This is a genomic window from Ramlibacter tataouinensis (assembly GCF_027941915.1).
Classification (GTDB): domain Bacteria; phylum Pseudomonadota; class Gammaproteobacteria; order Burkholderiales; family Burkholderiaceae_C; genus Ramlibacter; species Ramlibacter tataouinensis_C.
The window spans coordinates 3,031,136-3,042,679 of sequence record NZ_CP116009.1; the positions used below are offsets into that span (position 1 = coordinate 3,031,136).

Here is an 11,544-nt window from a genome sequence, read left to right on the forward strand (position 1 = left end):
AAAGTGGAGACAACCGGTCGGTTCGGACGCGCCGCTGCATCCCAAGCCGTCTTCAGTTCTATATTCGTCTCCAACAGACCTGAGGAGGAGACATGGCAAAGATTGCGGTAACCCGGGGCGATATCGTCCTTGTCGACCTGAGCGGCGCCACGGGTGGCGAGAAGATGAATGACAAGGACTCTGGCGCTTAGACCGTGTGTCGTTGTCCAGAACGACTTCGGTAATAAGGTCTCGCCGCTCACCATCGTGGTGGCTCCCCTCACGGATCAAGCACAGTACAAGAAGTACCCCGATTCAGGTTCCCGTGACGGCAGAGGAACTAGGTGCTGGAGCCCGAGAAGGGCGCGGTCATTGAGTGCGGGCACCTTCGCTCGATCGACCGAGACGAGCGAACCCTGAAACATCTAGGCAAAGTCGCTGCCAAGGTTCTGCCTCGACTTGATGCTGCCCTGAAGGTTAGCCTCGGAATCAAATAGTCGGAAGCACCCTCTATAGGGCGAAGTCTCTGAAGACCGCTTCGACATCTGGGTGCGGTCCGAGCCAGCCCAACTTGACCGGCTCGTCAATAGAGTTGGGGGTTGGTTGAGCATCCAAGTCCGACCGGACACCGTTTGACCGGGCGCCCTGCTCCCGAACGAACCAGTCGAGTGACTGAAACTCGAAGAACACACGATTGAAGAGAGGTCGCGAGATGGCCGCAGTGAACTCTCCGTCATCACTTCGAATCCAAAACGCCCACGGACCTTCCGGGAGAAAAGCGACGCGGAAGCCCAACTCCGTGAACTTCTCCTTGACTATCTCCAAGTCGATAGTCACCAGCACCGAGACTTGTCCCCGGATGAACTCAAAGAGTGAGGTGGGTTCTCGAATTGAGAGGGTGAAGGGGTAATTCGGCATCCAAACCCTGTCAGCCTTCGCGTCATTCAACAACGTGGCGACGATCTTCGATCCGCTCAGCACTGAACTGAGAAGAGAAGTTCCGACATCGGGATCGCGAATGCACGCATAGCGGACGCCCGGCTCCGGCTCGCAGGTAGCCGCTCCTGCAACTTCTGAGTCTTTAATGCACTGGCCGATTTCAGCGAAGTAGTTCCGCTCGGTAGAACTCAGCGCAGTGCGAACTACATGCGGCGTGCCCCTGAAATTCCTGGCCTCGTCATCTCGGAAGAAGCCCGCAAGCTTCCCTATGCTCTCTAGCTGTCGCGCGATCCTCTCGTTAGTGTTCGTGCTTGACTTCACCTCCACCAAGAGCGGGTCTGGACCGACGAGAATGCAGACGTCCCCGTGCCGAAGCGTGTTGGTCAGATCACACAGCAGCGCGGGGACACCATGTGTAAGAACGTACTTGACAAATGACCATTCCACAGCCAAGCCCGCCTTACCGGAAAGACTTCCGGGTTCCTGCTTGACCACGTAGTCGACGGTGTCGAAATAGACATGCTTCAGCGCGTACTTATCCAAGTACATAAAGGCGATGCCATCACCGAAACATCGCCAGATGAACGTGAGGTAGCGATACGCATTCAGCGACTCTTCCGAAGCTGCGATTTGGCGCCTGAGAGCACTCGCAATCTTTTTGGGAGGACGCTCGCCTCTGAGCTTGGACTTCAGGCGGCGGGTCTGTTCTTTAGCCGCCTTTGCCCGACGTTCCGCGAGCTTGATGCGCCGAGTGATTGCCCCCTGAAGAGATCGGAGAAGGTCGAGGTTCTCTAAGTCTTCCTCGAGTCGTCTTAGGTCCGCCGAAATTGCAAGCACCGACGCCTTGTAGCGGCGGACCAATTCAAACGTGTCCACAACTTAGGATTGCTTCGGACGGAACGGGACAACAGTTCCTTGGCGTTGGGCGCCGCTGACCCCAGTTGGTGCCTCCGAACGCTGACGCAGACTGGCTAACTGCACCACGTTGTCTTTGCCCTCGAGGTATCCGTCAGGCAAGCCAGCCAGCATCTGCACATCTCGTGCCGAGATTCCAATCTGACGCGGAATCGATTCAAGCGTAAGCACGCCAGACTCAATCAGTAGGTCGAGAGTGCGCCGTAGCAGTCGGGGCTGTTCTGGCCGTCGGTCACCATCGAAAGGCTCTGACTTAGCTCCCCATCTCGCAGAACGGCGCTTGAACAGCACTTGGGCAGCTTCATCCGACAAGATCGAGAGGGCACGAAGCCTCATCATCATTGCCGCCACCGACACACCCCACCGCCGCTTCAAGAGCAGCAGGTCATCCAACGTCACCGGCGTGCGCACATCAGATGCGAACGTTTCCGCGGGGAGAAGAAACGCCCCCGCGAATTGATGCGCCTGCCGTTCCAAGAGCTTGTGACGGTCGCTGTCCGTAGGGTCGGTGATGTGTTTGTGCAGGATCAAATGGCCTAGCTCATGGGCCAGATCGAACCTGCTTCGAAAACCGTTGTCCTTGTCAGCGGAGAGCAAGATGAAGGGTCGGTTCAAGACGGCACTCCAAGCGGACAGCCCTTCAATCTGGGCAATGCCGGTTTCTTCCCGGAGAAGAATTACTCCTGCACCTTCCACTGCAAGAGCTAGATCAGGAATCGCCGCTCGTCCAAGTCCCCACAAGTCTCTGCACTCGCAGGCCGCACGTTCGATCTCCTCCGAAGTTATCTCCTCCGGGTTTTTGAACTCGCGGTGCGGCAACAAGACGTCTGGGTAATCAACGTACTCCTCCAAGATGGCAGCGAGTTCCTGGCCCCACTCCAGCCGTTGGCCCAGCATGGCACGAGCGGCCACATGAGCCGACGCATTGCTCCGAAACAGGGGCGTCGAGAGCGGAGGTGAAATCTTTCTGGTGAACCATTCCGGTGTCACATTGACAACGGTCGCAAGCCTCTCAAGCGCCTCCGCTTCGGGGTCCTGTTGCCCCGACCTCCACTTGCTGATGGTTGCAGGCGAAACGCCCACCAAAGAGGCAAGCTGCACTTGCGTCAGTCGCCGAGCAGCAAGAGCTTGGCTAAGACGCGCCCGCTCAAAACCTTGGATTCCGTTCCTAGCCACGCCCGGTCCCGTCCTGTTCGTCCTTCTTGACGATGGCGCTCTTGAGGCGCGGCACAGCGCGGTCGTTCACGGCAGCGGCAGGAGCTTGATCCTCGTATTGTTCAATGAATGCGGCAAGCGGAGCGCGATACAGCCAGCCAGTCATCTGCGGATTCGGCACAGCGATCTGGATCGAGACCGGACCCTCAGGTTGCACACGGATCGAACCGCTGAAGCACGCGACGAAAAATGCCACGGCATCTGCAGGCGGGGCGTAGTTAGTGAAGAGGCCGTGCTGCACGAGCGGCTCGATGGAACTGTTGGCAAGCGCCATCTGACGCCGCGTCTTGCTCCGCCTGCCGTTCACCCAGAAGCCCTCGGGGATGTTGAAACGAGCCAAGGTCACGACACCAGTCCGCCCGGTCACCACCGTGTTCCCACGCAGAGCAGTGGGCTGGGCCTCAGCGAGTGCCAGCGCTTGATGGAATGCCTCATTCATGTGGAAATGCCGGAGCTGTCCGACCACATGGGGAAGATGGCCGTCTTGCATGCCCTCGGCCGCCGCATAGGCTCGGGCTGCACCGGCAGTGAGCGCCTCCTCCACGGCCAAGACGAGTGGGCGCGGAATATGCCGCGAAAGCAGAGAAGGAACGGTTTCGGTAGGTTTAGCCACGGCGGCCCTTAGAGTTTCGTGCGACCGGATTCTATGGCCGTAAAGTTTCGTTTACAACCCCTGGCCTGCAGCTGCGTTTCGTTTTTCGTGCTGCGGAGGCGGTCGGCTAGGATGCGCCCGGGCAGATGACACTGTCCAAAATTTGTCCAACCCAAATGGGCAAGACGGCATCGGAGAAATCGCCTCGCGCCATATAAATCAACGACTTAGCCTCGCCCTGCTCACCATCTACGACATGTGCAAGGCAGTGGATCACTTCGCTTGCCTCTAAGTGCTACTGCACTTAACTGCTTTGAGTAGGCCACTCAGTCTATGTGTCGCTGGTACTGGGGCTCCGACGATCCGTGCGCAAGCCGCCGCGGTCCCTGAATGTGCAGATCAGCTCTATTTGGTTGGGACGACGGTGGCAAACTGACCTTCATGAGCGACTTTCAGCCGCAACTCGCCACCATCGACGTCAAGCCCGGCGCCGCGCTGGAGAGCCAATCGGGACTGCAACTGCTGCGCCCGCGCATCTACGGCGCCTTCGCGCAGCCGCCCGGCCCGAAGCGGGTGGCGGCGATCGTGATGCACCCGGCCAGCAACTTCATGGGCCACTACCTGCTGGCGCCGCTGGCGCAGCGCGGCGTCGCCTGCCTGGGGTTGAACTCGCGCTATGCCGGCAACGACACGCTGCTGCTGATGGAGCGCGTGATCCAGGACTTGGGCGCCGGCGTGCAGTGGCTGCGGGCGCAGGGCTACGACAAGGTGGTGCTGGTGGGCAACTCGGGCGGCGCCGCGCTGGCGGCGTCCTACCAGGCGCAGGCGGAGAACCTGACCATCGACCGCATGCTCGACGGCGACCCGGCCGGCCTGTCGCCGGCGGACCTGCCGCCGGTGCAGGGCATCGCCCTGTGCGCCGCGCACGAGGGCCGCTCGACGCTGATGCGCAACTGGATCGACCCGTCCGTATTCGACGAGGCCGATCCGCTGTCGGCCAACCCCGACCTCGACATGTACGACCCGGCCAACGGCCCGCCGTATGCGCCGGAGTTCCTGGCGCGCTTCAAGGCCGCCCAGCAGGCCCGGCTGGCGCGCATCGAGCGCTGGGTGCAGGAGCGCCTGGCCGTCCTGCGCCGACTCGACGCGCCGGGCAGCCCGCGCGACCAGGTGTTCGTCATCCACCGCACCCACGCCGATCCGCGTTGCCTGGACCTCTCGCTCGATCCCAACGACCGCGAGGTCGGCAGCGTGTGGGGCAGCGGGGCGGCCGGCGCCCGCGCGGTGAACTTCGCGGCCAGCCAGATGGGCCGCATCACCTCGCTCACGGGCTTCCTGTCGCAGTGGTCGTCGCTCAGCCGCGCCGACGGGCCGGCCAACCTGGCGCGCACCAGCGTGCCGGTGCTGCTGCACACCTACACCGCAGATCAGTCGACCTTCCCCAGCACGCGTGACGCCTGGCTGGCCGCGGCGCCCGGGCGCATCCGGAACATCGACGTGAAGGGCGGCAACCACTACCTGGCCGGGCAGCCGGCGCTGGTCGAGCAGGTGGCCGACGAGATGGCCGACTGGATGCGGGCGCTCTGAAGGCCCGGGCGCGCTCGCGGCGGTTCCCGGCACCGCCCCGATCCCGTGACAAGCCGGCGGGCCACGCAAGCACGTGGCCCGGTAGCGGGCAGAGCGCGAGGTATTAGCCCCTCTCGGGGCCGACGGAGCGCTCGTGCGATTCCCAGTCCGTCTTCACCTCCAGGTTTCGGCCCATGGGTTTTCCTCCCATGGAATGGCGCCAATGGTGCGGCGAGCGGCACGGCCGTGCCGTAGGAGCGGGCGGCAAAGCCCAGGTTTGAATTCGCCGACACCACTGGCCCGTTCGGGCCGGGCCCGACCGGTGATTCCGTGTGGACAGCGAGCATCGCCACCGTGCAGCCGGGCACGCAGCGCGGGTTTCGCCGCCGCGTCAGGCGGCTGGCCCAGCGATGGCGCCCATCCGTGCGGCAAGATGAGCCGATGCGCGAGATGCTGACCCGCTCCTTCGCCCGCTCGCCCGCCCGGCTGGTCCGGACGGGCCTGTGGATGTTCCTGGCCGGTACCGCGGCGCTGCTGTGCGCGGCGCTGGGGCAGCTGGCGGCCCCGGTGTCCGCCGGGCAGGACCTGGCCGCGCGCTTCCCCGCGCTGCCCACCTGGTTCGTGCCCGAGACGGCGCTCGGCTTCACCCTGTCCGCCACGCTGGTGTGTTGGGGCGTCTGGGCCATGGGCGCGGGCCTGCGCCAGGCTCGCAGCCGCATCGACTGACCGGCCGGGAAACCCGGAAAAACCCGGGTCCGGCGCCATCGGCGGCGGCTTTGGGCGGAATCCCTCCGCCGACTACGCCCGATTCCTACAGTGACGGCCCGGCGTCGCCGCGAGCATGGCCGGCATGTTGCCCGTCCTGCCGCCCGAGCTGCTTTTCGCGAACACCGCCTTGCCCGTGTCGCTGCCCGCCAGCGGCTGGGTGTCTTGGGCGCCTGAGGTCGCCGATGCGCCGGCTGGCCCCGAACCCGAGTTGCCGCCCGAGCCCCTGTTCTGGCTCGGTGGCTCGCTGACCTTGCTGATGTGGGGCTGCGCCTGCCTGCTGGCGGCCTGGGCGCTGTGAAGACGGGCGCGATTCAGCCGCGCAGCAGGCTCTCGGCCTGCGCCGGCGTGATGCCGAGCAGGTAGCCGCGCGACAGCACGCGGGCGAAATGCCGGATGCCGCCCGGCTGGTGCCGCAGCGACACCCGGTAGGCCTCCACCTCGGCCCACAGCCGGAACGCCCGGCAGCTGAAATACAGCCACCAGAACCGCAGCAGCCCGACTTCGCGCATCTGCCGGCAATGCACCGCCTCGTGCGCCAGCAACCCGGCGTCGTGCCGCACCCGCGGGTGCAGCAGCACCAGCCCGGGCGCGAGGGTCATGCCGTCGGCCCAGAACAGCAGGGGCGTGGTGAGGATGCGCATGCGGCCATTCTGCCGATGCGCCGCCGTTTCAGGGGGCGACCGCTCCGGCCGACCTGCCCCGCCGCAGGGCCTTGAGCACGTTCTCCGCGGTGGCCGGCGCCACCAGCGGGGCCCGGCGGTCGCCGCGCGCCTGCGCCACGGCGTCGCGCAGCGCCTCCCAGGCACTGACGGCCAGCATGAAGGGCGGCTCGCCCACGGCCTTGCTGCCGCCGACGTTGTCCTCTCGGTTCGGTTCGGGCCAGAACTCGATGCGGAAGTGCTCGGGCACGTCGCCGGTGGCCGGGATCTTGTAGGTGCTGGGGGCGTGGGTGGCCAGTGCGCCCCGGCCGTTCCAGACCAGCTCCTCGGTCGTCAGCCACCCCACGCCCTGGATGAAGCCGCCCTCGATCTGGCCGATGTCGATGGCCGGGTTCAGCGAGGTGCCGACGTCGTGCAGGATGTCCACCGCCAGCACCCGGCTCTCGCCGGTCAGCGTGTCGATCGCCACCTCGGTGCAGGCGGCGCCGTAGGCGAAGTAGAAGAACGGCCGGCCGGTCAGGGTGGCCTTGTCGTAGTGGATCTTGGGCGTGCGGTAGAAGCCGTCGCTCCACAGCTGGATGCGGTTGGCATAGGCGGCCTTGACCACCTCGTCGAAGCTGCGGGTGGCCTTGGGCGAGAGCACCTGGCCGGCGCGGAAGCTCACCGCGCCGGCGCCGCAGCCGTCCAGCCCGGCGACGAAGGCCGCCAGGTTGTCGCGCACGTTGCGGGCGGCGAACTGGGCCGCGCGGCCATTCAGGTCGGTGCCGCTGGAGGCGGCGGTGGCCGAGGCATTGGGCACCTTGCCGGTCTCGGTGGCGGTACAGCGCACCCGCTCGAACGGCACCCCCAGTTCGTCGGCCACCACCTGCATCACCTTGGTGTGCAGGCCCTGGCCCATCTCGGTGCCGCCGTGGTTGACCTGGATGCTGCCGTCGGTGAACACGTGCACCAGCGCGCCGGCCTGGTTGAAGAAGGTGGCGGTGAAGCTGATGCCGAACTTGACCGGCGTGATCGCCAGCCCGCGCTGGATCACCGGGCTGGTCGCGTTCCAGGCCGCGATCTCGGCGCGCCGCTCGCGGTAGTGCGAGGTGTGTTCGAGGCGGTCGATGAGCGGATGCAGGATGTTGTCCTCCACCTTCATCTGGTAGTGGGTGACGTTGCGCTCCTCGACGCCGTAGAGGTTGGCCTTGCGCACGTCGAGTGCGTCGATGCCCAGGTGGCGCGCGATCTCGCCCAGGATCGCCTCGATCAGGATCACGCCCTGCGGCCCGCCGAAGCCGCGGAAGGCGGTGTGGCTCTGGGTGTTGGTCTTGCAGCGGTACGAGGCGATCTCGACGTCGCCCAGGTAGTAGGCGTTGTCGGTGTGGAACACCGCGCGGTCGGCCACCGGCCCGGACAGGTCGGCCGAGAAGCCGCAGTTGGCCAGCATGGTGATCTTCAGGCCGGTCAGGCGGCCGTCGTCGTCGAAGCCGGCGTCCCAGTCGTAGGCGAACGGGTGGCGCTTGCCGGTGACCAGGAAGTCGTCGTCGCGGTCCAGCCGCAGCTTGACCGGGCGGCCGAACTTGCGCGCCGCCAGCGCCGCCCACACCGCCATGTGGCCGGCCTGGGTTTCCTTGCCGCCGAAGCCGCCGCCCATGCGCCGGCACTCCACCGTCACCGCGTTGTTCTCCAGCCCGAGCGCGTGCGCCACCCAGTGCTGGACCTCGCCGGGGTGCTGGGTGCTGGAGTGGATCCACCACTGGTCCTGCTCCAGCGGCAGCGCGTAGGCGACCTGGCCTTCCAGGTAGAAGTGCTCCTGGCCGCCGACCTCGAGCTGGCCCGACAGGCGATGCCGGGCCCGGGCCAGGGCCTGTTCGGGTTCGCCGCGGCGCACGACGATCGGCGGCAGCACGTAGCTTTGCTTCGCGTGGGCCTCGCGCACGTCCAGCACTGCCGGCAGGGGCTCGATGTCGAGCTTGACCAGGCGCGCGGCGCGGCGCGCCTGCATCACGGTCTCGGCCACCACCAGGCCGACCACCTGGCCGACGTGCTGCACGCTGTCGCGGGCGAACACCGGCTCGTCGTGCACGAAGGTGGCCAGCACCGGGTCGCCCGGGATGTCGCCGGCCAGCACCACGCCGTGCACGCCGGGCAGGGCCAGCGCGGCGGCCGGGTCGATGCCGCGCAGCCGGCCGTGCGCCACGGTCGACAGGATGGGCGCGGCGTGCAGCGTGCCCTTGATCTCGGCGATGTCGTCGATGTAGGTGGCCGCGCCCATCACCTGGGCGCGCGCGCTCTCGTGCGGGCGCGAGCGGCCCATGGCGGGCTGCGCCGCCGCAGGGGCGTGCGGCGAGACGGTGGCGGGCGCCAGGTTGCGCTCGCCGGCATCCGCCGGGCCGGCCGGGCCGCCGCCGGTGGCCGAGGTGAATTCGTCGTCGCGGGCGGTCATGCGGCGGCCTCCTGCAGCTGGAACTGCTCCAGGTTGATCGAGGCGGCGCCCTGGCTTTCCAGCCAGAACCGCTGCAGCAGGTTGCCCAGCACCTCGCTGCGGTACGCCGCCGAGGCCCGCATGTCGGAGATCGGCTGGAACTCCGCGCGCAGCACTTGCGCGGCCTGCCGGGCGGTGTCGGCGGTCCAGGGCTGGCCGGCCAGGAACGCCTCGGTGTTGGTGGCGCGCACCGGCGTGGCGGCCACGCCGCCGGCGCCGATGCCGATGCGCGCCACCCGGCCGTCCTCCAGTTCCAGCCGGACGACCAGGCAGACGGCGGAGATGTCGTCGTCGAAGCGCTTGGAGATCTTGTAGGCGCGCAGGAACTCGCCCTCGCGCGGCCGCGGCACCAGGATCCAGGCGACCAGCTCGTTGGGCGCCAGCACGTTGGCGCGGTAGCCGGTGTGGAACGATTCCAGCGGCAGCTGGCGGTGCCCGCCCTGCTTCATCAGCACCAATTGCGCGCCCAGCGCGATCAGCAGCGGCATCGAGTCGCCGATCGGCGAGCCGTTGGCGACGTTGCCGCCCAGCGTGCCGGCATTGCGCACCGGCAGGCCGGCGAAGCGGCTGGCGAAGGTCTTGAGTTGCGGTCGCTCGGCCACCAGCGCGGCGAACGCGTCGGTCAGGCTGACGGCGGCGCCGATCGCCAGGTGCTGCGGGTAGTCCTCGATCCGAAGCAGCTCGCGCGCGCGGGTCACGTCCAGCACCTGGGCGAAGCGGCGGTGCTGCTTGGTGACCCACAGGCCGACGTCGGTGCAGCCGGCGACCACCTGGGCCTCGGGGTGGGCGGCGCGGGCGGCCAGCAGGCCGGCGAGGGTGTCGGGGGCCAGATAGGTGGCCGCCTCGTCCCCGGCGCGACGCAGATCCCGCAGTTGCGCCAGGACCTGGCCCTCATCCACGGCCACCCGCGGCAGCTCCCCCATCCGCTGCGCCGCATCCAGGATCGGCCGGTACCCGGTGCAGCGGCACAGGTTGCCGGACAGCTCCTCCTGCGCCAGGGCCCGCGTCACCGGTTCGCCCGGCACCACGTGGTTCTGGTACATGCCGAACAGGCTCATCACGAAGCCGGGCGTGCAGAAGCCGCATTGCGAGCCGTGGCTGTCGAGCAGGGCCTGCTGGGCCGGGTGCAGCGTGCCGTCGGCCGCCGCCAGGTCCTCGACCGTCCACAGCGCCAGCCCATCGATCGAGTGCGCCAGCCGGATGCAGCTGTTCACGGCCCGGAAGCGCAGCCGCTCGCCGTCGGGCTCGCCGACCACCACGGTGCAGGCGCCGCAGTCGCCCTCGCCGCAGCCTTCCTTGGTGCCGGTGGCGCCCAGGTCCTCGCGCAGCACCTCGAGCAGGGTGCGGTCGGGTGGTACATTGCCCAGCACGACCGGTCGGCCGCGGCGGATGAATCGAATCGTTCTGCTGTCCATGGGGTGGCGTGAAGGCGAACCAGTTGCCAAGGGTAGGCCGCCCGCGTGCCACCGGCATAAGCCCCGCCTTATGAGAACCATGCCGCTGCGGGTATGAGAGACCAGGACCTTTTCGACAAGATCGACCTCCACCTCATCCGGGTCCTGCACACCGTGTTGACCGAACGCAGCGTCTCCCGCGCCGCCGTGCGCCTGGGCATGCACCAGCCGCAGGTGTCCGCGGCGCTGCGCCGGCTACGCGAGCTGGCCGGCGATCCGCTGCTGGTGCGCTCGGGCACGGGCATGGTGCCCACCGATGCCGCGCTGCGCATGGTCGAACCCAGCGCCCGCATCCTGCGCGCCGCCGAGTCGCTGTTCTCCGACGCGCGCGGGTTCGACCCGGCCACCACCGCCCAGACCTTCCGCGTCGCCGCCAGCGACTACCTGGACCCGCAGTTCCTGCCCGCCCTGGTGGCCGACGTGAAGGCCCAGGCGCCGCACGCCGGCATCGAGATCCACCCGCTGTCGCCCGACGGCCACTACTCCGAGCGGCTGGCCCAGGGCGAGGTCGACGTGGTGATCGGCAACTGGCTGCAGCCGCCGGGCGACCTGCACCGCGCCGAGCTGTTCACCGACCCGGTGGCCTGCCTGGTCGGGCGCGACCACCCCGCCGTGCGGCGCGGCTGGAGCGCCGACGACTGGCTGGCCGCCGAGCACGTCGCGCCGACGCCGCTGCACCCCGGCGCGCGCGGCGTGATCGACGAGCACCTGGAGAGCCTGGGGCTGGCGCGCAACATCACCGCCCGCTGCGCCCACTTCGGCCTGATTCCGGCCATGGTGGCCGCCAGCCTGCTGGTGATGACCACCGGCCGCCAGTTCTGCGAGCGCTATGCCGGCGGGCTGCCGCTGGCCATCCTGCCGCCGCCGATAGACTTCCCGCCGCTGACCTATTACCAGCTGTGGCACGAGCGCAGCCATGCCTCGGCCGCGGCGCGGTGGCTGCGCGCCCGCATCAAGGCCGCCGCCGGCCAGCTGCGAACCGCCTGACAA

General features: G+C 67.5%; 11 protein-coding genes. 5 read left to right on the forward strand and 6 right to left on the reverse strand.

Annotated features, from left to right (window positions below; translation table 11 throughout):
- Window positions 1-168: 168 nt before the first annotated feature.
- On the forward strand, window positions 169-399 hold the full coding sequence (locus PE066_RS21430; RefSeq protein ID WP_369128077.1) for a type II toxin-antitoxin system PemK/MazF family toxin: 231 nt from the start codon (window positions 169-171) through the stop codon (window positions 397-399).
- A 90-nt stretch (window positions 400-489) separates the two neighbouring features.
- Here PE066_RS21430 and PE066_RS14500 read toward each other — a convergent pair whose 3' ends face one another.
- From PE066_RS14500 to PE066_RS14510, 3 genes are all read right to left on the reverse strand, one after another.
- Window positions 490-1,779, reverse strand: coding sequence for a hypothetical protein (locus PE066_RS14500; protein ID WP_271233239.1), 1,290 nt, complete (start codon window positions 1,777-1,779; stop codon window positions 490-492).
- 18 nt (window positions 1,780-1,797) lie between these two features.
- The gene (locus tag PE066_RS14505; protein ID WP_271233240.1) at window positions 1,798-2,934 is read right to left on the reverse strand and encodes an XRE family transcriptional regulator; all 1,137 of its coding nucleotides are present in this window, start codon (window positions 2,932-2,934) and stop codon (window positions 1,798-1,800) included.
- Between the two features lie 67 nt (window positions 2,935-3,001).
- Window positions 3,002-3,661 carry an alpha/beta hydrolase gene (locus PE066_RS14510; protein WP_271233241.1) on the reverse strand — a complete coding sequence of 220 codons (660 nt, stop codon included), beginning with the start codon at window positions 3,659-3,661 and terminating at the stop codon, window positions 3,002-3,004.
- 420 nt (window positions 3,662-4,081) lie between these two features.
- On the opposite strand from PE066_RS14510, the gene PE066_RS14515 reads away from it, so the two are divergent.
- The 3 genes from PE066_RS14515 (at window position 4,082) to PE066_RS14525 (ending at window position 6,272) form a co-directional block, all read left to right on the forward strand.
- Window positions 4,082-5,227 carry an alpha/beta hydrolase family protein gene (locus tag PE066_RS14515; RefSeq protein ID WP_271233242.1) on the forward strand — a complete coding sequence of 382 codons (1,146 nt, stop codon included), beginning with the start codon at window positions 4,082-4,084 and terminating at the stop codon, window positions 5,225-5,227.
- Between the two features lie 420 nt (window positions 5,228-5,647).
- A complete protein-coding gene (locus tag PE066_RS14520) occupies window positions 5,648-5,932 on the forward strand; it encodes a hypothetical protein (RefSeq protein WP_271233243.1) in 285 nt (94 codons plus the stop codon).
- 124 nt (window positions 5,933-6,056) lie between these two features.
- Complete coding sequence (locus tag PE066_RS14525) at window positions 6,057-6,272, forward strand: hypothetical protein (RefSeq protein ID WP_271233244.1); 216 nt, start codon at window positions 6,057-6,059, stop codon at window positions 6,270-6,272.
- 13 nt (window positions 6,273-6,285) lie between these two features.
- Here the strand turns inward: PE066_RS14525 and PE066_RS14530 are convergent, their stop codons facing one another.
- Genes PE066_RS14530 through xdhA form a run of 3 tightly spaced genes read right to left on the reverse strand, consistent with a single transcriptional unit; the run spans window position 6,286 to window position 10,515 of the window.
- The gene (locus PE066_RS14530) at window positions 6,286-6,615 is read right to left on the reverse strand and encodes a hypothetical protein (RefSeq protein WP_271233245.1); all 330 of its coding nucleotides are present in this window, start codon (window positions 6,613-6,615) and stop codon (window positions 6,286-6,288) included.
- A 28-nt stretch (window positions 6,616-6,643) separates the two neighbouring features.
- Window positions 6,644-9,061 carry a xanthine dehydrogenase molybdopterin binding subunit gene (gene xdhB / locus PE066_RS14535; RefSeq protein ID WP_440480533.1) on the reverse strand — a complete coding sequence of 806 codons (2,418 nt, stop codon included), beginning with the start codon at window positions 9,059-9,061 and terminating at the stop codon, window positions 6,644-6,646.
- Window positions 9,058-10,515 carry a xanthine dehydrogenase small subunit gene (xdhA, locus tag PE066_RS14540; RefSeq protein ID WP_271233246.1) on the reverse strand — a complete coding sequence of 486 codons (1,458 nt, stop codon included), beginning with the start codon at window positions 10,513-10,515 and terminating at the stop codon, window positions 9,058-9,060. Before xdhA ends, xdhB begins: the two co-directional genes overlap by 4 nt.
- Window positions 10,516-10,608: 93 nt before the next feature.
- On the opposite strand from xdhA, the gene PE066_RS14545 reads away from it, so the two are divergent.
- Window positions 10,609-11,541 carry a LysR family transcriptional regulator gene (locus tag PE066_RS14545; RefSeq protein ID WP_271233247.1) on the forward strand — a complete coding sequence of 311 codons (933 nt, stop codon included), beginning with the start codon at window positions 10,609-10,611 and terminating at the stop codon, window positions 11,539-11,541.
- Window positions 11,542-11,544 lie beyond the last annotated feature (3 nt).